28 protein-coding genes are annotated in these 23,417 nt (G+C 36.4%); 22 read left to right on the top strand and 6 right to left on the bottom strand.

The features are described from left to right. Positions 1-24 precede the first annotated feature (24 nt). The 11 genes from BJ095_RS02670 (at position 25) to BJ095_RS02620 (ending at position 9,592) form a co-directional block, all read left to right on the top strand. A complete protein-coding gene (locus BJ095_RS02670; RefSeq protein WP_107931765.1) occupies positions 25-555 on the top strand; it encodes an AAA family ATPase in 531 nt (176 codons plus the stop codon). Between the two features lie 119 nt (positions 556-674). Then, positions 675-1,259: a biotin transporter BioY gene (locus BJ095_RS02665; protein WP_408056957.1), complete on the top strand. Its 585-nt coding sequence runs from the start codon at positions 675-677 to the stop codon at positions 1,257-1,259. A 25-nt stretch (positions 1,260-1,284) separates the two neighbouring features. Further along, positions 1,285-1,614, top strand: coding sequence for a CHY zinc finger protein (locus BJ095_RS02660; RefSeq protein WP_107931769.1), 330 nt, complete (start codon positions 1,285-1,287; stop codon positions 1,612-1,614). 133 nt (positions 1,615-1,747) lie between these two features. Beyond that, positions 1,748-2,344, top strand: a complete 597-nt coding sequence (locus tag BJ095_RS02655) for a class I SAM-dependent methyltransferase (protein ID WP_107931771.1) — start codon at positions 1,748-1,750, stop codon at positions 2,342-2,344. Between the two features lie 725 nt (positions 2,345-3,069). Then, positions 3,070-3,615 carry an SF0329 family protein gene (locus BJ095_RS02650; protein ID WP_107931773.1) on the top strand — a complete coding sequence of 182 codons (546 nt, stop codon included), beginning with the start codon at positions 3,070-3,072 and terminating at the stop codon, positions 3,613-3,615. A gap of 97 nt (positions 3,616-3,712) precedes the next feature. After that, positions 3,713-3,757, top strand: coding sequence for an erythromycin resistance leader peptide (locus BJ095_RS19480; protein WP_107931997.1), 45 nt, complete (start codon positions 3,713-3,715; stop codon positions 3,755-3,757). A 487-nt stretch (positions 3,758-4,244) separates the two neighbouring features. Further along, entirely contained in the window at positions 4,245-5,696 is a 1,452-nt protein-coding gene (locus BJ095_RS02640) for an Msr family ABC-F type ribosomal protection protein (RefSeq protein WP_107931774.1), read from the top strand. A gap of 153 nt (positions 5,697-5,849) precedes the next feature. Next, entirely contained in the window at positions 5,850-6,311 is a 462-nt protein-coding gene (locus BJ095_RS02635) for a GNAT family N-acetyltransferase (protein WP_107931776.1), read from the top strand. A 49-nt stretch (positions 6,312-6,360) separates the two neighbouring features. Further along, a complete protein-coding gene (locus BJ095_RS02630; RefSeq protein ID WP_107931778.1) occupies positions 6,361-7,092 on the top strand; it encodes a metallophosphoesterase family protein in 732 nt (243 codons plus the stop codon). Between the two features lie 1,336 nt (positions 7,093-8,428). Beyond that, entirely contained in the window at positions 8,429-9,193 is a 765-nt protein-coding gene (locus BJ095_RS02625; RefSeq protein ID WP_107931780.1) for a hypothetical protein, read from the top strand. Positions 9,194-9,280: 87 nt separating this feature from the next. After that, a complete protein-coding gene (locus tag BJ095_RS02620; protein WP_107931782.1) occupies positions 9,281-9,592 on the top strand; it encodes a hypothetical protein in 312 nt (103 codons plus the stop codon). Positions 9,593-9,639: 47 nt separating this feature from the next. Here the strand turns inward: BJ095_RS02620 and BJ095_RS18920 are convergent, their stop codons facing one another. Beyond that, the gene (locus BJ095_RS18920; RefSeq protein WP_181417937.1) at positions 9,640-9,780 is read right to left on the bottom strand and encodes a hypothetical protein; all 141 of its coding nucleotides are present in this window, start codon (positions 9,778-9,780) and stop codon (positions 9,640-9,642) included. Between the two features lie 436 nt (positions 9,781-10,216). On the opposite strand from BJ095_RS18920, the gene BJ095_RS02610 reads away from it, so the two are divergent. Both BJ095_RS02610 and BJ095_RS02605 read left to right on the top strand, forming a co-directional pair. Next, on the top strand, positions 10,217-10,693 hold the full coding sequence (locus BJ095_RS02610) for a GNAT family N-acetyltransferase (RefSeq protein WP_107931786.1): 477 nt from the start codon (positions 10,217-10,219) through the stop codon (positions 10,691-10,693). Between the two features lie 26 nt (positions 10,694-10,719). Beyond that, positions 10,720-11,115, top strand: coding sequence for a hypothetical protein (locus BJ095_RS02605; protein ID WP_107931788.1), 396 nt, complete (start codon positions 10,720-10,722; stop codon positions 11,113-11,115). 25 nt (positions 11,116-11,140) lie between these two features. Here the strand turns inward: BJ095_RS02605 and BJ095_RS02600 are convergent, their stop codons facing one another. After that, entirely contained in the window at positions 11,141-11,404 is a 264-nt protein-coding gene (locus BJ095_RS02600) for a hypothetical protein (protein WP_107931790.1), read from the bottom strand. Between the two features lie 240 nt (positions 11,405-11,644). Here BJ095_RS02600 and BJ095_RS02595 point away from each other — a divergent pair, with 240 nt between their 5' ends. Then, positions 11,645-11,962 carry a nucleoside triphosphate pyrophosphohydrolase family protein gene (locus BJ095_RS02595; RefSeq protein ID WP_107931792.1) on the top strand — a complete coding sequence of 106 codons (318 nt, stop codon included), beginning with the start codon at positions 11,645-11,647 and terminating at the stop codon, positions 11,960-11,962. 41 nt (positions 11,963-12,003) lie between these two features. Here BJ095_RS02595 and BJ095_RS02590 read toward each other — a convergent pair whose 3' ends face one another. After that, complete coding sequence (locus BJ095_RS02590; protein ID WP_107931794.1) at positions 12,004-13,251, bottom strand: erythromycin esterase family protein; 1,248 nt, start codon at positions 13,249-13,251, stop codon at positions 12,004-12,006. Positions 13,252-13,409: 158 nt separating this feature from the next. Between BJ095_RS02590 and BJ095_RS02585 the strand changes: the two genes are divergently transcribed. Both BJ095_RS02585 and uvsE read left to right on the top strand, forming a co-directional pair. Further along, positions 13,410-13,853: an SRPBCC domain-containing protein gene (locus BJ095_RS02585; protein ID WP_107931796.1), complete on the top strand. Its 444-nt coding sequence runs from the start codon at positions 13,410-13,412 to the stop codon at positions 13,851-13,853. 130 nt (positions 13,854-13,983) lie between these two features. Beyond that, on the top strand, positions 13,984-14,949 hold the full coding sequence (gene uvsE / locus BJ095_RS02580) for a UV DNA damage repair endonuclease UvsE (protein WP_107931798.1): 966 nt from the start codon (positions 13,984-13,986) through the stop codon (positions 14,947-14,949). 56 nt (positions 14,950-15,005) lie between these two features. Here the strand turns inward: uvsE and BJ095_RS02575 are convergent, their stop codons facing one another. Beyond that, complete coding sequence (locus tag BJ095_RS02575; RefSeq protein ID WP_107931800.1) at positions 15,006-15,665, bottom strand: hypothetical protein; 660 nt, start codon at positions 15,663-15,665, stop codon at positions 15,006-15,008. Between the two features lie 145 nt (positions 15,666-15,810). Here BJ095_RS02575 and BJ095_RS02570 point away from each other — a divergent pair, with 145 nt between their 5' ends. From BJ095_RS02570 to BJ095_RS02545, 6 genes are all read left to right on the top strand, one after another. Further along, positions 15,811-16,272 (top strand): NUDIX hydrolase, encoded by a 462-nt coding sequence (locus tag BJ095_RS02570; protein ID WP_107931802.1) that lies wholly within the window; start codon positions 15,811-15,813, stop codon positions 16,270-16,272. A gap of 268 nt (positions 16,273-16,540) precedes the next feature. Continuing rightward, positions 16,541-16,981: a hypothetical protein gene (locus BJ095_RS02565; RefSeq protein ID WP_107931804.1), complete on the top strand. Its 441-nt coding sequence runs from the start codon at positions 16,541-16,543 to the stop codon at positions 16,979-16,981. Between the two features lie 67 nt (positions 16,982-17,048). Next, positions 17,049-17,903 carry a hypothetical protein gene (locus BJ095_RS02560; RefSeq protein ID WP_107931806.1) on the top strand — a complete coding sequence of 285 codons (855 nt, stop codon included), beginning with the start codon at positions 17,049-17,051 and terminating at the stop codon, positions 17,901-17,903. 24 nt (positions 17,904-17,927) lie between these two features. Beyond that, positions 17,928-18,374 (top strand): GNAT family N-acetyltransferase, encoded by a 447-nt coding sequence (locus BJ095_RS02555; RefSeq protein WP_107931808.1) that lies wholly within the window; start codon positions 17,928-17,930, stop codon positions 18,372-18,374. A 506-nt stretch (positions 18,375-18,880) separates the two neighbouring features. Beyond that, entirely contained in the window at positions 18,881-19,555 is a 675-nt protein-coding gene (locus tag BJ095_RS02550) for a response regulator transcription factor (protein ID WP_107931810.1), read from the top strand. Further along, on the top strand, positions 19,552-20,547 hold the full coding sequence (locus BJ095_RS02545; RefSeq protein WP_107931812.1) for a sensor histidine kinase: 996 nt from the start codon (positions 19,552-19,554) through the stop codon (positions 20,545-20,547). The genes BJ095_RS02550 and BJ095_RS02545 overlap by 4 nt, the downstream gene beginning before the upstream one ends. On the opposite strand, the gene BJ095_RS02540 is transcribed toward BJ095_RS02545, so the two are convergent. Both BJ095_RS02540 and BJ095_RS02535 read right to left on the bottom strand, forming a co-directional pair. Then, positions 20,548-22,500 carry an ABC transporter permease gene (locus BJ095_RS02540; protein ID WP_202973766.1) on the bottom strand — a complete coding sequence of 651 codons (1,953 nt, stop codon included), beginning with the start codon at positions 22,498-22,500 and terminating at the stop codon, positions 20,548-20,550. Continuing rightward, positions 22,497-23,243, bottom strand: coding sequence for an ABC transporter ATP-binding protein (locus BJ095_RS02535; protein ID WP_107931814.1), 747 nt, complete (start codon positions 23,241-23,243; stop codon positions 22,497-22,499). The genes BJ095_RS02540 and BJ095_RS02535 overlap by 4 nt, the downstream gene beginning before the upstream one ends. Positions 23,244-23,417: the final 174 nt, after the last annotated feature.

The raw sequence follows: 23,417 nt of genomic DNA, 5'->3' as shown, positions 1-23,417 counted from the left end.
AATCCCGATAAGAGGGGGAGCAAGATGATTGTAATGATTAATGGAGCCTTTGGTGTAGGGAAAACGACGGTTGCAGGTGAGCTTCAAAGGGAGCTCGAAAACAGCATGATCTATGATCCCGAAGAGATTGGTTTTATGTTAAGAAATGTGATACCAGAGGAGATAAAAAAGAGTGAAGCGGATACGGGAGATTTTCAGGATTTACACCTATGGAGAGAGTTAACTGTTAGAGTAGCAGAAAGTATTGTGGCTAAATATAAAATGAACCTTATCGTACCCATGACTATTCGAAAATCAGAGTACCTGCAATATATTCTAGAAGGCTTCAAGCAAATTGATGAACAAACCTTCCATTTTTGTTTGACAGCAAGTAAAGAAACAATTTACGAGCGGCTAAGAGAACGGGGCGAGGAAGAAGGGAATTGGTGTTTCCAGCAAACTGAAAAATGCTTGGAAGCCTATAAAGAAGCTGCCTTTGGAGAATTTATAGACACTGAAAATACTAGCGTTACGCATATTATTGAAAGAATAAAAGAAAAGCTGAAGCTATCTTGAAATTGGAAGGACTTCAATAATTCTATTTTTATTTACGTTAACCTAAATAAAAAATAGGTTGACTCATATTGGGTATTTAAATATACTATTCCTAATATTGGATTTTTAGGAGGTATATGATGACTACTACAGTTGAAAAAACAACGAATTATTCACGTACGCTACAAATGGTTCAAATTGCAATGTTTTCAGTTTTAATGATGATTGGTGCCAACATTTCTTCCTTCTTAGTTATCGGTGGGGTTCCCATCACACTACAAACGTTTTTCGCAATCCTAGCAGGAATGATATTAGGCAGTCGTACAGGTTTAATTGCGATGCTATTTTATGCATTTATTGGACTAGCCGGGCTACCTGTTTTCGCACAGTTTTCAGGAGGAATTGATTCACTTATATCACCAACTTTCGGATTTATAGTTTCATATTTTTTCGTGGCTTACATTGTAGGGGAAATCGTTCGCAAATTCCCATCAGTAAAGGGTTTTATCATAGCAGCATTGGTAGGAACGGTTATCAATTATGTTATCGGAACTAATTGGATGTACGCAGCCTATAAGTTTTGGTTTGCTGCACCAGAAGGCTTTACCTATCAAATGGCGTGGGCATGGATGGTTGTACCACTGCCAAAGGACATCATCTTGGCTATTTTCGCCGGAATCTTTGGCTATCGACTTAAGCCAATTGTACAAAGGTTCAAAAAGTAAGAGTTACTACCTAGGGGTGAGTTAAATGCTGATACATGGACATCAAGTGAAGGGGAATAATGTGGACAACGAAACACGCTGTGGACATTATCATTCAGAGGTTGATCGAATCGCCATCAAATTCTATTGCTGTGACACCTATTATCCTTGCTTTTCCTGTCACGAAGAGGAAGGCTGCAGTAACCCACAGGTGTGGCCAAAAGAGCATTTTCATCAAAAGGCCATATTATGCGGTTCCTGTGGACATGAACTAACCATCAATGAATATCTAAGCTGCCATTCAACCTGTCCATCCTGCGAGAGCTCCTTTAACCCAGGCTGTAGCCTTCATAAGCATTTGTATTTTGAAGTGTGAATAACAAGAATAATTATTAAGCATCGAGCGTAGTTTTACCTGCTCGGTGCTTTTTGAGCTATGAACGAAGCCTCAAGATTAGATTTTTGCTATAATGACCACCAAGAAGCTTTAATTTCAGGGGGAGTAGAATATGGAAAGTAACGTTTTTGAAGAAATGGCCAACAGATATGATACAAAAGACAGAATTGAATTAGCGAAAGTTATAGTTAATGAAGTAAGAGGAGAATTACAGAACAGTAAATCCAAAGCTTTAATAGACTATGGAAGTGGTACAGGTCTAGTCAGTCTAGAGCTTACAGACTTAGTCGATACAGTTTTGTTGGTGGATTCCTCAAAGAAAATGCTGGAGGTTGCAGAAGCTAAAATTTCTCATAAAGGAATTAGCAATGCAAAAGTGCTTTATTCAGATTTTACTCAAGCCACTCCTGAACTAAAAGCAGACATTGTATTCATGTCACTCGTGCTACTCCATATTCCAGATACAAAAAATATACTGCAGGAATTATATGGGATTTTAAATGATGGCGGCAAGCTGATTATCGTTGATTTTGATAAAAACGAGAAAATTAATCATCCAAAAGTACACAATGGTTTTTCACATGCAGAGCTAAAAAAAACTTTATCTGAAGTTGGATTTAAATCAATTGAAATCAATACCTTCCACCATGGTAGCCACATCTTTATGAACCAAGATGCCTCGATGTTTTTGGTGAGTAGTGAGAAGTGATGTAGACAGTTCATAATCAGAGTGAAAGCCCAAAATATGAGGCAGCAACCTGAAAGTGGCATTCATAAGTGTGATGAAAGCCAAAATCGAGAGGCAACACTTTGAAAGTGGCATTCATAAGTGTGATGAAAGCCAAAAACGAGAGGCAGCACATTGAAAGTGGCATTCATAAGTGTGATGAACGCCAAAAACGAAAGGCAGCACTCTGAAAGTGGCGTTCATAAGTGTGATGAAAGCCAAAAATGAAAGGCAGCACTCTAAAAGTGGCATTCATAAGTGTGATGAAAGCCAAAAATGAGAGGCAGCAACCTGAAAGTGGCATTCATAAGTGTGATGAAAGCCAAACCCGAAAGGCAGCAACCTGAAAGTGGCATTCATAAGTGGGATGAACGCCAAAAACGAGAGGCAGCACTTTGAAAGTGGCATTCATAAGTGTGATGAACACCAAAAATGAAAGGTAGCACTTTGAAAGTGGCATTCATAAGTGTGGTGAACACCAAAAATGAAAGGTAGCACTTTGAAAGTGGCATTCATAAGTGTGGTGAACGCCAAACCCGAGGCAGCAGCACTCTAAAAGTGGCATTCACAACCGGGATGAACGGCATAAACGCGAGCCAAAATCGTAAAAGTGTATGCATCATCAGAAAGAAAGGCAAAACAGGAGCCCCGAAACCTAAAAGTGACCTGCATCACAAGGGGTGAAATCCAAAGGAGGAAGTAGTTTAGTGTTATTTCAGCCAAAATGGAGTAAAGCGAAGAAACAGCTAAAGAGTTTTATTTGTGAACCTTTGCGTTCAAGAGTTGATTTTCAGGTCATTAATTATCGTAGAGCTCACGATCAGTTAGGAAGAGCGGTTATTACAGTCGATAAACTTGAAAAGGTAAATATGTGTACAATTACAGCTGAAAGAGAAGAGTATTACAGAGAAAACGAGATAAGGAGAGATTTGAATAATTTCGATTTTGACAATGTTGAATTTAATAGGGATATACAAGATCAAGCGCATCAACAATTGAAAAAAGAAGGAGTCTATGCTCAATACGATTTCTTTACGGCTTTAGAGAACTACTTCAATTCATCAATTGAAGAATCTTTAAAATCCCCAGATAGTCTAACTAAAATTCTCTGTTTACTAGATCGCCGAGTGGGAAAGCGGACTTTACGTAATATTAGAGAATCCATTTTAGGGGACCATGAGATAGTTCAATATTTTTATAAATTGCGCTGTGAGGTAGAGAAAATCTCTATCGCAAAAGAACATGTTAACTAAAGTTTAGAGATTACTTATCTAAATAGGGTATTTGACTTTGTTACAATTCAAAATATATAATGATACTGTATTACACTTTAAGGAGGATTATTAAAAAATGACGCATTCTATGAGACTACGTTTTCTAGCTTTGAACCAGTAATTGAATATGGTCAAAGGCTCTGTTTGTCTAGCAGAGTAAATGGAGTTAGTCTGTCCTTTTTTAATAATCTTCAGGTATTTTTTTATGGGGAGAAAGGTAGGTTATTCTGTCTTTCTTTATTGTTTTCAATTTAAGTTAAAAGAAGGGATACTCCTTTTTACTCTAAATCACAGGCGCACAGTCTGTGATTTTTTGTTTTTGGGTCTTATATATTGATGATTAATAGTATGTTGATGAAGGACAAAAAAACTTCAGATTTCAAAAAAATATCTTTCATAGGGTGAATGAAGGACAAAAAACTTCAAATTTCAAAAAAATGTCTCTCAGCCCATCAAATTTAGTCGCATATAGAGCTTTATCACATAGAAAACTAGGAGGACACCATATGTGGTTATTATTCTTTTAATACGAGCTTGATTTAGAAGCTCGTATCGATTCTAGATTCTAGCTATCGATACGGAATTTTACAATTTCGGAGGTAGCGAAAATGGAACAAATTTGTTTTGAATTAGAAAATATAGAGTTGAATTATTTAGATAAAGAGATATTAAAGATTGACCGTTTGGCTGTACATCAATTTGATCGCATCGGTATTGTAGGGAAAAATGGTGCTGGGAAAAGTACGTTATTAAAGCTTCTGGCAGGTGAGATTCAGCCTTCACTGGGCAAGGTGAATCGGCATGTAGACTTTGGTTATTTTGAGCAAGTGGAACCCCCAGAAACTAAAGAAGCGGACCCTAAGTTACTGGGGAAATTACACGTGCCGAAACAGCAGGATTCCTTAAGTGGAGGAGAGCAAACGAGACTAAAGCTTGCTCAGCTGTTTTCTCATTATTATGAGTGTCTCTTAATAGACGAACCCACGACACACCTAGATCAGGAGGGAATTTCATATCTCCTAGATGAGTTGCGCTATTATTATGGAGCGCTTGTTTTAATAAGCCATGACCGAGCTGTTCTAGATGAGCTGGTTTCGACAATTTGGGAAATTCAAGATGGCAAGGTTAATGTCTATGCTGGAAACTACAGTGAATATATCTCTCAGAAACAGCGCGAGCAGGAGCAACAAATGCTAGCTCATGAACAATACCTAAAAGAAAAGAGTCGTCTTGAAAAAGCTGCTGCAGAAAAAATGAAGGCAGCAGACAAAATCGCAAAAGCTACGGCTATGTCAAAGGAATCGAAAGCCAAAGCAAATCGAATGTTCGAAACCAAATCGAAAAGCACGAGTCAAAAAGCGATACAGCGTTCGGCAAAAGCAATCGAGCAGCGTATAGAAAAGCTTCATGTAGTGGATGCAATTCAAGAGGAGCGACCAATTGTATTCCATCAATCGAGTACCCTCGAATTGCACAACAGGTTTCCGATAATGGCGGACCGTGTAACGATTGGTGTAGAGGACAAAACTTTATTAGAGGACATAAGCTTCCAAATTCCGCTTGGTAAAAAAATCGCCATAACAGGAAACAACGGTAGTGGGAAAAGTACTCTTTTTCATTATATTGTGAATCAAGAACAAGGCATCACCATATCTCCTAAAGCAAAAATAGGGGTCTTCCAGCAAATGAGCTATCAATTCAGCAGCGATGAGACGGTTCTGCAATTTTTAAAAAATCGATCTTCATACGACGAAGGATTTCTGCGGAGTGTACTGCATTCCATGAGATTTGGTGGAACAGACCTCCAAAAAAGAGTCAAAACGTTAAGTGGGGGAGAAGCGATTCGTCTTCAACTTTGCCAGCTTTTTTTAGGGGAATATAATATATTGTTATTGGATGAACCGACTAATTTCTTGGATATCCAGGCTATACAAGCATTAGAAGCCTTTATCAAAGCCTATAAAGGAACGATTCTATTTATCTCACATGATAAGCAGTTCATTGCCAATGTCGCAGATGGACAATTTCACATTGCGGATAATAAGCTGATTCAAATGTAATAGCAGCATAGCTTTTTACAAATAGTTAACTATTGAACGAAATATTGGGATTTATTGTATATAAAAGGGCATTTCCAACAAGGATTTGCCCTTTTTTTGTTGAACTTATAATAATATAGGCTTTTAAGATTCTAAACCAGGGAGGAATTAACTTTGATTATTAGGTTAGCTGAAGCAAAAGACGTCGATCAATTAATTAGAATGCGCTGGGATTTTACGATTGAACACGATGAAAGTAAAAAAAATGCGTCCTTTGTTCATTTTGAAAGAGAATGTAAATCATTTTTTGAAAAGGCTTTAACTAGTGGTCAATGGTTTGTTTGGGTTGTAGAAGAAGCAGAGAAAATTGTCTCCCATATATACATAGAATTAATACAAAAGGTGCCTCGCCCCGGTAGAGTTACTCAACCATTTGCATATATGACGAATGTCTATACAATACCGGAATATAGAAATATGGGCGTTGGAAGTAAATTACTTAGCTCCATAAACGATTGGATTAAAGAAAATAGCTATGAGTTTGTCATCGTCTGGCCGAGTGATGAGGCAATCACATATTACCAAAAGAATGGGTACGTTCATTCTAAGGAAGCGATGGAGTTTTATCCGAGTTAAAAAGCTTCAAAAATCATTTCTTTTAATAAGCAATTTGGATGTGAAAACAATGCGGGACAAAATTGCAATTATTACAGATATTCATGGGAATAGTTCAGCTCTTAAGGCTGTTTTAGATCATATTGATCAGGATACTGACATAAAACATATTTATTGCCTTGGGGATTTAATAGCGATTGGCCATGAAACAAACGAAGTGCTTGAGATGCTGTTTTCGAGAAAAGACATTTCTTTTGTAAAGGGAAATCATGATGAGGATATATTAAATATTCTTGCGGGGCATAAGTCCACAGGTTTTCAGAACAAAATCGAGCATCACGATTGGATTGCTTCGAGAATTGAGCGGGAATTTCTACCAGCCTTAGCCAGTATTCCGATGACAAGATACGAAACCATAAACGGTAAAAACTTTCTCTTTGTACATTATCATTTGAACGTTGAAGAGAAATTTCTACCGATTGATGAACGACCTACTGCTTTAGAATTAGATACTCTTTATGGAGATTCAAATATAGATGTCGTATGTTTTGGTCACCATCACATCGTGCATCATTTTAAATCGAAGAAGAGACTTTATATCAATCCGGGTTCTTTAGGCTGTAATCATTCTCCATTAGCTCCCTATGCAACATTGAAGGTGGGGAATTCAGGGCAAATTGATGTTTCATTTATAGAGGTGCCATATGACAATAAAGAATTTTTACTTGCCTACGAGCAGTTAAATGTACCTGCTAAGGATTTTATTTTAAAGGTTTTTCATGGAAATCAGCATTTTCGATAGAAGCAGAGGTGAGCCGATGAGTTTTTACTTTCCAATTCTTTTAACGATTGTTTTTGCAGTCATACAAAGTTTATTTTGCAAACATGGGAAACTATTTTACGCAATCGCCTTAGCTATTTTTTTCACAGTATTAATAAACGTCTTTTTTGTAGATTATAGGTTTTTGGTCTGTTTAATTTGGGGGAACTTTTTCTTTTATTTAATGGTGGTGGTGACTTATTTTACAAGATCCGCCTATTGATATTTAAGCAAAATTAAAACCCGGAATAAATTCCGGGTCTGATTTACACTACATATTTGTATCCACGACACACTGCCTCGCTTTCGCTTTTTAACCTTAAGTTTGACCTAAGATAATATCGCTCAAGCATATTCAGTTAGATGGTTTTACCTAGAGAAAACGATCATTCGCACTCATCGGGTTAACCCTCCCAGATCATTGGATTAAAAGTGAAATCTCTAATAGTATGGATGGTTTTTTAAATCTCATACATGAAATTTGAAAAAAATAAAAACCCGGAAAAAATTCCGGGTCTGATTACACGTATTCCACGATTTAGTTAGATTGCCTTAGAGAAAACGATCATTCGCACTCATCGGGTTAACCCTCCCAGATCATTGGATTAGAAGTGAAATCTCTAATAGTATGGATGGTTTTTTAAATCTCATACATGAAATTTGAAAAAATAAAAACCCGGAAAAAATTCCGGGTCTGATTACACATGTTCCACGATTTAGTTAGATTGCCTTAGAGAAAACGATCATTCGCACTCATCGGGTTAACCCTCCCAATTCATTGGAGTTAAAGTGAAATCTCTAATAGTATGGATGGTTTTTTAAATCTCATACATGAAATTTGAAAAAATAAAAACCCGGAAAAAATTCCGGGTCTGATTACACATGTTCCACGATTTAGTTAGATTGCCTTAGAGAAAACGATCATTCGCACTCATCGGGTTAACCCTCCCAATTCATTGGAGTTAAAGTGAAATCTCTAATAGTATGGATGGTTTTTTAAATCTCATACATGAAATTTTGAAAAAAAGAAAAACCTGGAATAAATTCCGGGTCTGATTGCACTACATTATTGTATCCACGACACGCTGCCTCGCTTTCGCATTTTACTGCTTAGCTATTCAGTTAGATGGTTCTTCCTAGAGAAAACGATCAATCGCACTCATCGGGTTAACCCTCCTAAGTCACTGGATTAGAAGTGAAATCTCTAATAGTATGGATGGATTGTCAGTACTTATACTCGATTTATAAAATATACTTTCCGATATTCATCAAAGGATAAAATAACATATCAAGGACAATCTAATATTGGTGATGAAAAATGAAGAAAATAGTGACTGTATTTTTGGCTTTAACCCTTGTTATCATACACTTTCAGCCGGCTAAGGCAGTATCAACCGTTGTAACAAATGCAAGTGAATTTGTCATTGATTATTTTATAGAGAATAATCAAGAACAAGCAAGAACCTATCTTGCTGAAAACGTAACGATTCCAGAAGTCAGGGAGAACACACCGATTAACAGAGTAACTGGCTATCCCTCGCCAGATGAAGATGTAAGTGTGGTCATCAGTTATTTCGAGGACGAAAGAATTTCCAGAAGAAGTGGACGAATTGCTTTTATTTGGGAGCTAACAGTAGAAGATGAGAAAATCACGGACATTCGTGTGGTTTACGATGGTTCAAATCCATTCATAAACGAGGTGAATCTTGTTAATGAATTTGAAAGTCAGAGTAAAACCAACATTCTTACCGTCACAGAACATCATTTTGTGGTACAGCAGGTTGATGGGAATATAGATAATGGACGTCTTGAATTAAATTATAGAAATACAGAAACCGAGGCTTCACTACAAATAGCGGTAGAGCAAAACGCTACAGCGTTAGAAGATTTTCAAGCTGCGAACGATCAAATTTACACATTAAGTAATGGCTTAAAAGCTCTTTACAAACCAGGTTCAGAACAATTTTTATTGCAGGATAATAACCTGATTTACTCCATTCATTTAGAAGGTGGCGAGGAAGAGGAACAAACCTTCGAGGCTGGAGATTACCTTAAAATTGCTAACTCCATGAACTATGACTAAGCGATAATCCCAGAAAAAGGATTATCGCTCTTTTTGTCGAAAATACTTCATACAATGAACACTTTCACTTTGGAGGGTAGCGTAGCCTTGAAAGGAATCTTACTTGCCATTTACGGCTGTAATCTTGATTATTCTAATATTCATTATTTAGTAAAAGATAGATTAAGTAAATTTGAGGTAGAGTGGGGCGATATCCCTGAAAATAAGAATGAAGAAGGAAATATTTTGTTCCAAATGGATGTTTACGATATGAATATGGAAATGAATCGAAAAAGCGAAGACATCTATTTTCATCATTACATAATTAACGAGGAGCAATTAAGTACTTTTGAGTCCTCTCTTTTCAATTTAAATAAAGGCATTTTTAGCCGTTGTCACTTAACGCAAGGGGTCATTTAGAGGTGGTCATTGATAAAGTTGAATACTCTGTACGTACCCTAATAACTTTAAACAATGAAAAAATGATCTTTTTCTAGATGAGGAAGCAGAAGCAAACCAGTATATCCGTCCACATATACATCGCTTACCATCCGAACTACAGTATTTAACTCTAGATTATCAACTAAGCTACGAGCAACGAAAGTCAAAAGTGGAATGCTGGATTGAACAAGTACTTTTAAAGGTTAAAAAAATATAGATGTTAGTAGAGTAAAGGGAAAGTTAGTTAACTGGAACAACAAACTTCAAGCTAGTATATGAAGGCGAAGCTCATTTGCTTTATGTGAAGAAGATAAAGGGAAAAATTTCGCTTATATTGAAAAATACCCAGATTTTATTGAAAATAAAGGAAGTTTTTTCGCTTATTGTGGTTAATTCTTTGGATTTTGCCGAATTTAGAGGAGTTAACCGGAATATTTTCGCTTATTTTGCCGTTAAAATGCTCAATTTTAACATTAACGGAAATTTCTCTTCTTATTAGTTTTCATACCTACATGAGAGTCAGTAATGATTATAAAAACACTATGAGATTTCATAATTTGAAATAATCGGCACTATAAAACATCGTACACTGGAGGGCATTTTATGATAATTAGAGATATGAAGTCTGTGGATATTGAAACGGTTAGGTTGATTGCGAGAGATGCTTGGAGGGCGACTTATAGTAGCTTTATTCCTGAAGAAATTCAGGATAAAGTTTTAGCAGAGGCTTACTCTAGTAAAGAGATGGCTAGTCGCTTTAAATCCTCTTTAAATTTGGTAGCAGAAGAAAATGGAGTGGTGATGGGTTATGCTTTTCTATATGTGAAATCCGATAACAAGCTATTTGTAGAATCTCTATATATTCACCCGAATTACCAAGGAAGAGGGATAGGGAAGAAACTATTACAATCGGCAATTTCCAATTTTCCGAACGCTACAACTGTCGCCTTAACAGTATATGAAGGTAATCCTAATATTTCGTTTTATGAAAAAGAAGGGTTTAAGAGAATCAAAGAAAACCAAGGGGGCTTCTTTGGCCATCCGGTGTCCTTCATTTTGATGGAAAAATCTACTAATTAAAATTTATTTAGGAACGGAGAGAGTATGTGAAAAAGAAATTAACCTTAAAAGAAATTCTCTCATTTTGTATAATCGCAATCGTAGCAATAGCTGCATCAAGCTATTTCATACTCTTCTTCAAACCCAAGAATTCACTTGAGCTATACCAGTCTATTTCCTTTGCAAAGGATTTTGAAGAGGCTCAAAAGCTAAGTTTAACGGGATATGAGAGGAATTTTAAAAAAGAGGATTTCGATTACATAAGTAAGCCTGAAACAGTAGCTAAAAGTGTGAACCAATTTACGCTGTTTGAGTTTGAAGACAGAACCTATCTCATTTTGACAAGTCCTGGAAAATCAAAACTTAAGGTTCTTGCTGTTGAAGAGCTGCCAGAAGAAATACGCAGCTATTTTCTAGAGTTCTCAGATTCAATTGACGAATAGGGGGGACAGAACAAAGTTCATCTCTTCAAATACGTCTGAGAAACTCACCTAAATTTTTCACATCAACGTTTTTCCTTTTAATAATCGCAAATGCTACGGCTAATAAAAATAGTACGAACCACGGAATAAAGCCTACATATTTCCAAGCATTGTTTGTTCCGAGAAAATAGTAAGACAATGGGATGCATGTAATGGTGCTAACAAGCAGGTAGCACCATGATAATTTGGCGATTCCCAGCATAAATGAAACGGCTGAAATAAATAATGAGATATAGATTAAAAATTCCATTTCGTACCTCCATATGGTTATTTTCTATAATATATCCATAATCCTTCATCAAGATAGGGGAAATCTAATATATGCACGGATTTTTTTCTCCTTAGTGGGTGTACAGTAAAGGTAGTAGCTTTAAGGTAATATATTCCTTGTACTTTAGTTTAATAAAGGTTATAATTGAAATGAGAACATACGTTCCTTGTTTGTCGAGAGAAGAAGAAAAAATTTTAATACAAGTGAGGTAAAATTAATATGAATTTTAGCGACATAGCTGAACGCTCCATACAATTAAGAAAAGCCTACCATCGTTTAGAAAGACAGTATCATGAAAGTGAATGGACAGTAGAAGAGGATGCTTTGGCATTCTTAACAGATGCTGGATTAGTAGGTCGTCTTACAATGTCACAACAAAAGCGTTGGCCAATTAGTGGCGGCAGTGAAACTAATCTTGAGCATAAAATCGGTGAATGCATGTGGTGGTTGATAGTTTTGGCTGAACGTATGGATATTGATAGTGGTGAAGCGTTGGAAAAATTTCTAACTAAAACTGAAGCAAAATTGAAAGAGTGAAAAAAATGCCAATAAACAAACCGTACGAAAAATCGCACGGCTCACTCCTTCAATGGTTTTAACGCATTTGATTCTTCAATATAAATGAAAGCATCGTAACGGCTACCTACCCGGGAAGGGACATAATTTCCATAGGCTTCAAATTCAGGGTTATAAACGACGCCAATTGCACGGTGACCAATCCAATCGTTGAAGATGTCGCGATTTTCATCATTAAAAAGCAGTACCTTATCTTCTGCACCAGCTGCATGGAGCTGTCCTTCCCACGTACTGAGTTTCGAAGGCGGTACATCAATAGCTTCTAAAGGATCGCCCCAGCTGTCAGCAGCAATAACTTTTCCTTGATAAGTTCCGAATCCAATGGCAAATGTGTTGTCCTTGCCATATTGCTCTCTCATAAGTTGGCCAACATTGATTAAGCCATCGTCCTTCATATCTGTTTCAGAAGCATCCCCAATGTGGGTGTTATGCTCCCAAATGATAATCTTGGCGTCTTCACCATGATACTTAATTAGTTCATTAATCGCCTCGACCATGTGAGAATCACGAGTATTCCACGATTTTGCATCCTGCATCATTGCACGATAATAGGCTTCTGCATTTTTGGCTACAAGCGCATTCATGATTACATTTAAATCCTCTTCGTGCTCTTCGGAATACTTTTCTTCATTGTTTCGTAAGGATTTAAGTAAACTGGAAACCTCGCTAATACATTCACCTGTAAAATGCGCGGTGGAAAGGGCATAGTGCTCAGGCATTCTGTTATAGGGCTCGAAGCAGGTGAAGGCTTTTTTAGCGTGCTCCAAATCAACTTTGTACTCAGGATTTTTCGATAAAAATTTCAGTACTTCATCAATAGATTCATAGAGGCTGTAGAGGTCAATTCCGTAAAAGCCTACCTTATTCTCTAATGCTTTATTTTTCTCCTTAAGCCATTCTGTAAACTCTTCGACCTCTTCATTTGCCCACATCCAGGTTGGCCAACGATTAAAAGATTTTATAAGGACTTCTTTAGCCGAGGCGCCTTCATCACCAAAGCCTTTTACATATTGGTTCACTGTTTGTACTGAAGGCCAATCTCCTTCAACTGCTATGACATGGAAACCTTTTTGCTCAATCAGCTTTTTAGAAAGCTCGGCTCGAGTTGTGTAAAACTCAGATGTCCCATGGGATGCTTCACCAATCATTACAATACGGGCATTTCCTATTGTCTCAATGATGTTGTCCAAGCTTTGGTCGTTCAAAGGGAGGGATTGCTCTTTAATAGCGTTAATCAGTTTTCTTGGCATCTTCTGTTCACTCCTTTCAATTTAGCTTACCCAAGCTGAAGCTTCAAAAACACTGAACTCATATTTTCTTTTGAGTCGATTTTGAAGGAATATGGACTTTGTAATTGAAATATAAAAGGTACGGAAAAAATACAATTAAAAAGAGAGATGATTGATTCGTGGATACTCAAATAACAACGAAACTTGAAATACGTAAATCTGCTGGCGAGGTTTTTGAGGCTATCGTTGATCCGATGAAAATCGGAAATTACTGGTTTTCATCGAGCTCGGAAAGATGGGAAGAAGGCAAGGCAATTACATTATGCTATGTTGAATACGAAGCAGAAGGCGTCATTAATATATTGGAAATAGAAGAGAACAAGAAAATCACTTTCTCATGGGGGGAAGAAGCAGGAGAAGGGACAATTGTGACCATAACATTAAATGAGGTAAATCCGGAAACTACAGTGATTGAAGTAAAAGAAACGGGACTTAAAGAAAGTGACCCAGAAGTAGTGAACAAAATGTTAGGACAAAAAGAAGGTTGGGTATATACATTAACTTGTTTAAAGGCTTATTTGGAAAACGAAATAACAGGTTTGAGAGCGTCATTAATTCATTAGTTCAACGTCATCAAATATACAGTTAGCTGATAAGTAAAGCCTGTTGCTTACACATATTTAGTTCTGATTTCCTATTTTAAAAATGGTTACCACCAATCTTAAACCTCCATACTATGTTAGAGGTGGAAAGATGACAATTATACGATTAGGCTATGTTGCCATGAGTATGGAACTTAAGAATGCTTCGCCTTCTAAAACGATGACCTTTACCAATTTTCAAAAAATTGATGATCGTGAAGCGGCAATTCGAAAATTAGAACAAATTGCACTAACGAATTTAGAGAACACGCTCAGGCTACTTAAGCATAATGTTTTTCATGAAATTCACTTTTATCGTTTAACTTCTCGTCTAATTCCGTTAGCTACTCATGAAGCATTACTTGATTGGGATTACATCACCCCAATTAAAGATAGGCTTCGAGAAGTAGGTGAATACGCAACAAATAAAGGGATACGAATAGATTTTCACCCCGACCATTTTGTTGTTCTGAACTCTGACAAAAAAGAAGTGTTTATTAATTCAGTTAAAAATTTGAAACTACACAAATCATTATTAAATGGTATGGGAATTAATCCTACTCATCGTTGTGTACTCCATGTTGGCGGAAGATATCAGGAAACAGAGAAATCGTTAGAGCGTTTTGTTGATAATTGGATGGATGTACCTAGGGGCATCCAAGAGATGATTATGCTTGAAAATGATGATAAATCATTTACGTTGGATGATACGCTGTATTTATGTGAGAAGCTAGGAATTCCACTTGTATTTGATTATCATCACCATCTTGCTCACCATTATAACGAACAATGGGAAGAGAATTGGGAGCGTGTTATAGCAACTTGGAAGTATTCACCTTTGCCCATCAAAATGCATATTTCTAGTCCTAAAAGTCTTGCTGAATTTCGACATCACTCAGATTATGTAGATGTTGATATGTTTTTTAGGTTTTTAAAAGAAATCAAAGGAACAGTTCCACAAATCGATTGTATGATTGAAGCAAAAAAGAAGGATGAAGCTCTATTTACTTTAATGAATGAAATAAAAAAACGTGACGATATTGAAGTAATTGATGGATCTACATTCAATATAAAGTAGATATAAATCCAATTAAAAAAGAATCCTCTAAATTTAGACGATTCTTTTCTAGGATGTTAACCTACTATTTTGGACTCCTTCACTTGAAGCTGTTTTGTCAAAACTAATGAGGTAATCAAAAGAATCTCCAATATATTCATGATTGGGAAGGTCTTCATCCATATCGCTAATAAACTACCTAATATCATAATAATGGTTCCGATTAATAGCCAAGGGAAGTGGAACTTTTTTAATAAAATGATACCGACAATGAGGAGTACTAGCGTAACGAAGATAACCATTACTGGACTAGTGGATTCAATACTCTCATAGTTTAAAACACCGTTTTCATGGTTAGCTTTTAATTCAAGATTCATAACAGAAGTAAGGAGTTCATAAAGAATTAACCCAATCGTTAGGAAACCGAAGATGACTTTCCAATGCGTCTTCTTAGCCCATGGTAAATCAAGTTTATTACAAATGCTCCAAGCAAAAAGAATGAGCGTTGGCGTAAAGAGGGCGTGTAACCAGAATCTTGGGTAGCTTAATCCTTTAAGTAGCTCTCCTTCGCCAATAAATTTGCCTAATGCAATAATTAAATTATCATAAACGAGTCCGACAATAACGAGTAAAAGTACGTTTGTTAAATTCCACAGGTTATTTTTTGAAAGGGCTAACCCCCAAATCAAAAGAACAAAATATCCGAAAGCTAAAAGGAAGTAAATAATTGTGTTCATAGAATCACTCCTATTTCTAGTGTTCCCTATTTACATGCAAATACAACGATTGAATGGAAAAATTACCAATATTGATTCTTGTTGGAGGGGGATTGAAGGGAGTGAATAGTGTAAGAAGTATAGAGCTATTGGGAGGGGATATATTTTGGGCTACATAATGGAGTTAAGAAAGTTAGTTGGAAGCAGGCCGCTAATAATGGTTGGAGCTTGTGTCATTTTATTAGATCAAGAAAATAGGATATTATTACAGCTTCGTCAGGATAATAAATGCTGGGGTTTAGCTGGAGGCTCATTAGAATTAGGGGAGACTTTGGAACAGGTAGCCAAAAGAGAATTGTTTGAAGAAACAGGTTTAGTTGCTAACGCACTTGAATTATTTAATATGTATTCAGGAGAACAGTTCTACTATAAATATCCTCACGGTGACGAGGTATACGGTGTTGTTGCAGCATATATATGCAAGGATTTTCATGGTGAATTAACAATCGATGAAAGTGAAGTCCAGGAATTGAAATTCTTTATTTTGAATGAACTCCCTCCTAATATAAGTCCGCCTGATTTACCGATTATAAATGATTACATACAGAATATTAATGAAAAGCATTGATTGCAGATGAATCAATGCTTTTTTAATTCTTATAGACAACATCTATTAGTTTATTGGACACTTTCACAAATTTATTGGACATTCTCGTTTTACCGGACACCTTCGCAAATTTACCAGACACATTGCCAATTCCAGTATCTAATCTATAAACTCCTCCTGCTCCAAACATTAAAATTTCAATTTATACCAAAAATTTGGAACTTTTTGTAATTTTAAACGTAATACAATTATGCCTGTACAGCTAATGTGTTATGAGGGGGAAGTTATAGTGAGAAAATGGTCTGGTTATTTGTGGAAGCTTGGTTGGCTTGTGGGGTTAATCATCTTGACAATCATTGTTTTTAATATTGAAAACCAAATTCAACGACATGTAGCTGACACTTTTGATGCTACGTATATGTATTGGTCGAAACCGATAATTGCTCTGCTTTATGGATTGTATATTTCACTTATTTTAGTTAGAAAATGGACGATTAATCTGAATCCATCACTCTTTTGGTGTGTATTCATTCCTAATATTGTCCTTGCTTTTGCCGTACCATTATGGAGTTTTGTACTAAAAATCGAGATACCGTCCAATAATTTAGCCATCACAATCTATACCTGGTTGAATCGAATGTACACTTCGAATCTATTTGGAATTATTGCCGGTAGTTCGTTAATTTTGAGCATTTTTAACGGCGCAACCAAATCTAGAGCTCATAAATGACAGGAAGGATTCACGCACTTAATGTGGAAGTTATTTAAGTACTGGCTTTCACGAGGAGGAATAAGTTTTGAAAATCATTGACACATTCTCGGCCTTCCCAGAAGAATTAAGCTTAGATCTGCTAAGGCAATATTACGCTAAGTACCCTCAAATATTTAACACCTATTTTTTATATCATTGCAAGGATACAGATGAGCGGTTAAACAAAGCCATTGAGAAATACGCTGATGATTGGGAGTCCATTGAAAAGGTACACCATTCTATCAAAGATTTAATAGAGGAAGTAGTAGGGCACTATAAAGAGAAATATCAAATAGAGTTCCCGGTCTCGGTCAATTTAATAATTGGCGCATATGGATCTAATGCTTATACACATCGAGAAATCATTCCCGATTTAACTTTTGCGATGGAGCGGCTTTCTTTTGAGGAAAATCCATTGCGGGTGATAATTGCACACGAATTTGGTCATGCAGCACATAACATAATTTCGGATGCCCATCAAATAGAGTGGAAAAATATACAATGGACGCATCCCTTTATCACGTTATTGCAAGAAGGAGCAGCTACCCATTTTTCAAGACAGATTATCCCTGATCTAAAGGAATCTATCTATTTCTCTTACGATAATGAGGGAGACGAATGGCTAGGATTTGCGAAGGCTAACCGAGAGAAAATTATAAGATGCTTTGCAAATGATATAGATAATGGAAAAACAAGTATAGAAATTTTTAAAGAATGGTTTTCCATCAATGGTGGCGTTACATTTGGTTATTCAAGACTTGCTTATTTTATAGCAGATTGTTTCTTTCAATACTCTATCAAGCAAACCAGTGAACTAGATACATTATTATTGTGGAAGAATGAGCGGTACTTCGAAGTTATTGATGAGTGGTTAAAAAGCTATAAAATTGCTGAAAACTAAGAGCTAATTTTAAGGAGGATTCTAATGAAGCTATACCAAGCAACAATTGAAGATTTAGTGGAAACAGCACATTTGTTTAACTTATATCGAATGTTTTACAAGCAGGAGTCAGACTTAGAAGGTGCTATGGCTTACATAAACGATCGTCTTAAATACAAGGATTCTGTCATATTTGTGGCTAAGGATGATGAAAAAATGCTCGGGTTTACGCAGCTGTATCCAACGTTTTCGTCAATTTCTATGAAAAGAGCATGGATTTTAAATGATCTATATGTCGAGGCAGAGGCAAGGGGGCAAGGTGTAGGTGAGAAGCTATTAAACAAAGCAAAGGAATTTTCCCTTGAAACAGGCGCAAAAAGCTTGAGTCTAAGTACAGCTGCAGACAATTTCACTGCTCAACGTTTATATGAAAAGCAGGGATATGAAAGGGATGGAGAATTCTATCATTATGAATTGGATTTAACGAAATAGCATTCAGAGACTACTAGAAAAACAAACTATTTACATATCGGAAAGGGAATAAGAATAATGACGATACTAAATGAAATGAAGTACCCTATTGATTATCGATTGATTTCTATTTTATAAGAAGGGTATTAGAGGTTCTATTGGTAACGACATGTGTTTCAACAATCGTTTATATAGCAGCTAAAAACCAATATATCTCGTATCTTTCGGCTGCGCCGGCTTTCTTATTTTCTCATGGGTTGGTCTTGGATCTACGCATTTTATCCTTCTTGTATTATCCATGACTATTCAAGCTGGCATCATTTTATTGATAAATCATCGTCAGCAAAAAGCGCGTACTACTAAACGAATGAAATTGAAATTAAATTGGGGAAGGGCGTTAATTCGGAATGAATTGACGTTCTTTTTGTTAATGCCTGATTTTACTACCTTCAATGCCAGCTGAAAGTATCCCGAGTGTGACTTATGCTAAAATAAAAGCACAAACTATTTAGTTAACGAGGGATTTCATGTACAAAATCATGTTGATAGAAGACGACGAAAAGATCAGAAGCATCGTCGCAGATACCTTAAAAAAGTGGCAGTATGATGTGGTGGAAGTGACGCAATTTGACAACATCCTATCAGAATTTGAGAAAACAGCGCCCCATCTTGTTTTATTAGATATTAATCTCCCTGTCTTTGATGGGTTTTACTGGTGCCAGCAAATACGTAATGTTTCGAAGGTGCCGATACTTTTCCTTTCGTCGAGAAATCAAAATATGGATGTCATCATGGCTATAAATATGGGTGGCGACGATTTCATCCAGAAGCCATTTGATTTAGGAATTCTGGTTGCTAAAATTAGTGCATTGCTGCGTCGAAAATATACCTATCAGGAGGATGCAAATGTTCGTTTCATCCATCGAGGCTTGAAGTTAAACGTCACGAATTCAACGATTGAGTATGAGGGTCAAATGACAGAGCTGAGCCGCAATGAATTTATCCTTTTACAGTTAATGATGCGGAACATAGGGAAAATCGTGTCGCGAGAGGATATGATGCAGGCTCTGTGGAATGAAGACCAATTTGTTGATGATAATACTTTAACGGTCAATGTGAATCGATTACGCAGAAAGATTGCCACTTTTGGTCTTGAGGATTTCATCGTTACTCGGAAGGGAATGGGGTATTTAATCGAATGAGTATCCTTCGTTTTCTTTCCTATGAAAAGCCGTATATCTACTTGTACTTTTTAGGGACCTTAATTCCATCTGCGGTATATAGTGCTGCTAATGATGATGGTTGGAAATGGGGAACCTTTTTCTATGCTTTCCTTCTTTCTTGCCTTCTACTAATAGGCTTCTTGTTATTACGCTACCAACAAAATGTACGTGTAATTCGGCAAATGAAGATTGATGACTACGAACCACTTTCACTAGAAGGGGACTTCGCCAAACAATATATCGATGAGTTGAAAAGAGAGCATATTCGTGCCAAGAATGAGATTTTGAATAAGCAAGAGGATCACTATGATTTTATCGTTTCTTGGTTTCATGAGATTAAGACACCAATTGCGGTTCTACGTCTCTTACAGCAAACGGATATGGATCGAGATAGCTTAAGAGAAGAAATTGGAAAGATAGAAAACTATGTCGATCAGGCTCTCTACTATGCGAAGCTGGATAGCTTTAATCAGGATTATGATATTCATAATTGTGACGTTATCCAGATTGCAAAAGAGCTTATTAAATCCCATTCAAAAACCTTTTTTGCTAAAAAAATTCGAATTCAACTGAAGGCTGAATCTCTAAAGGTTCAAAGTGATGCAAAATGGCTGCAATTTATACTCAATCAATTACTAACAAATAGCTTAAAGTATACCGGTAATGGTGGAGAGATTACGATAACAGTAAATGAAACCGCCAAGGAGAAGCAGCTACTAATAAGAGATAATGGAATCGGGATTAGCCAGAAGGACCTCCCACGAATTTTTAACCGTGGATTTACTGGAGAAATCGGGCGCACTCATTCCAAGTCAACGGGGATGGGACTATATTTAGCGCAAGCTTTATCGAACAAAATCGGAGCTTTTATCACTTGTACATCTGAGATGGGCTCCTACACAGAATTCACAATTCACTTTCCGAAAAATCATGATCCATATTTAATAAGACAAAAAACACGCGATGAGTAGTCATCGCGTGTTCTTTTCGTTGATAATTTTGTAGTAAATCGATGCTGATGAAATATAAAAGATAAAATACGTTAAAACATATAAGCCCATGACAGAGAAAATAATAGTCGTGAGGGAAGGTAAATCCTGTATTACTTGAATTACCGTATAGTATAAAAGGAACCAGCTATGGGCCAATCCAAGCAGTAATGGTGGTAAGAATACGAACAGTAATTGTTTACGGATTATCTTTTTTAGCTCTTTGTCTTCAACACCCATTTTTCGTAGAATGGCATAATGTTCTTTTTCTTCTGTTGCTTCTCGGAGCTGTTTGAAGTAAATAACACTTCCTAAAGCAAACAAGGCAATGACTGCAAAAAAGGCAACAGAGAACAGAACTAATGAGGATGATTCTGTATTTGTTGAATATTCATCTACATAAGCTGAATAATAAGCTCCCTCAGTTCCAGTTATAATCTTGTGTATTTTACGAGATTCTTCATTAGATGTATTCGGATCCTCGATTTGATAGACTTCATAAGAGGAAAGAACATTATTTTCCTTTAAAGAATCAAATACCTCGTCTGAAATAACAAGTACAGACGGTTGAGGCCCTGTATCTCCTCCAGGATTCGTCGGAATACTTAACAATGGATAACGTATTTTTTCCGTTACCTCAAATTCTTGATTTTCTAAAACTGTAATTGTAAGGTCCGAATATTTAGTAGGATCATCAATGCCTCTTGTTAATAGAATCGACTCGTTTTCCTGCATATTTACTTTATCGCCTACTCCACGTAAATCCACAATCGCATTTAGTTGAGATTCAGGGAAAAGGTAAAACTCCTCTGTGTAATATTCAGGATAACTATAGAAGGGTGTTCTATCTGTAAATTTTTCTGTTTGAATACCAGTAATCGTTTCATGTGCAAGAATCGGATGGGCATCATTCATTATCTCTTCAACTTCTGTAAGAGCATTTTCATTTGGTGTTGAAAAAACAAAATGATTAGGGAATTCTTTTTTTACGACATCAGCTTTCACAGCGTAGTCTACCGCGATAAAACCAACCCCGAAAATAACCACTGCACTAATGAGTGAATTGAACGTAAAGTTGATAGTATTTCCTCGAATCGAAAAACGAAGGGAGGAAATCCACAGCATTTTGTTGCCAAATAAGTAATTTTTCCTTTCGCTCATTTTTTGCAATAGCCAACCTGAAAACTGGCGGAAAAATAAATACGTTCCGATAATCAATGCCGCAGTTGTTGCGATTAAAACTAGATTAAAATGCTCTGACCATAACTCTGTGTGTCCAGATAGAGTGATTGTATAATAGGACCCTGCAATTAACAGGATTGAAAGAATCGCTAGGATAAATGAAAATTTAAACGGCTTGTCCATTTTCTCCTTTGCATGAAATAATTCAACTAGCTGTACACGACGAACATTAAAATAGCTTTGAATCGTAATAATCACAATTAATAAAACGAATATCAGGATAGTTGAAAGAATTGCCTTCAGTGGAAAAGCAAATGAAATGTCGTCATTGTAGTGCATTAAATTCATTAAAACCATTCCGAAAAATTTAGAAAGTAGTCCACCGATTAAGATACCACCGGCAACAGCAAATGCACTCAAGAATAATGTTTCAAAGAATACCATCGTAGCAACTTGACGTTCCTTCATTCCATAAAGTAAATACATACCAAATTCTTTTTTTCTTTGCTTCATGAAAAAAGAGTTTGCATACAAGATGAAGAAAACAATAAATAGAAAAACGATAATAGAAGCAATTAAAATAACCGTTTGGTAGTTTTCTTTATTTTGAATCGCTGCTACAACATCCTTGTTATACATTAACCCTGAAAAGGTGAAGTAAATCACTACTCCAACAAGCATGGAGATAAAGTAAATCGTATATAAACGGAAGTTCCGTTTCATATTTCGCCAAGATAAATCAATCAAGCTCAACGTCTTTCACCACCTAGGGCACTTTGGATCGTTAGGATGTGGTCAAAGAATTCTTTTTCAGATTGCTCTCCCTTGAACATCTCATTCACAATTTTTCCATCACGAAGGAATACAACACGACGGCAATAGCTTGCTGCATATGGGTCATGAGTAATCATTAATACTGTAGTCTTAAACAGATTATTTAAGAATTGGATTTGCTCGAGTAATTGTGTAGCAGAGCGGGAATCAAGAGCACCTGTTGGTTCATCTGCAAAGACAATCGCTGGATTGGTGATAATCGCTCTTGCTGCTGCAGTCCTTTGCTTTTGCCCTCCAGAAATTTCAGAAGGATATTTGTTTAAAATGTCTTCAATATTTAACGCTTCAACTAGTCTCCCTAGTCTTTCTTCCATCTCAGCAACAGGTGTTTTTTGCAATGAAAGAGGTAATAAAATATTCTCTTTCACCGTCAAGGTATCAAGCAGGTTGTAGTCCTGAAAAACGAAGCCCATTCGCTTTTGACGAAATTCTCGTAAAGATTTCTTTTTCATATCTAAAAGTGAATTTCCTTCAATCCATACTTCGCCACCGGTAAAGCTATCAATTGTGGAGAGAGTATTCATCAAGGTTGTTTTCCCTGAGCCGGAAGGACCCATAATCGCAGTGAATTCACCTTGTTCAATTGTTAAATCGATACTTTTTAAGACCTCAGTTTCACCATAAGCCTTGGATAAATTTTTTGTTTGTATAATTGTAGTCATTTGCTTCGTCCTCCTTCGCCTTTATTTACTATATATACTAATCTGCCCATCAACCAGTGATGTAAGAGCATGTAAAGTGACATTTTTGTCATGTTGAGGATGCTTGTGCAGGACTAGTGAATTTTTTGTTGAATATATATCGAAGCAAGAAAAGAGCAGATTCGAAAAAGGAGG

The sequence above is a fragment of the Ureibacillus chungkukjangi genome (genome assembly GCF_003217295.1).
Classification (GTDB): Bacteria; Bacillota; Bacilli; order Bacillales_A; family Planococcaceae; genus Ureibacillus; species Ureibacillus chungkukjangi.
This window is presented reverse-complemented; position numbering and strand designations above follow the sequence as displayed.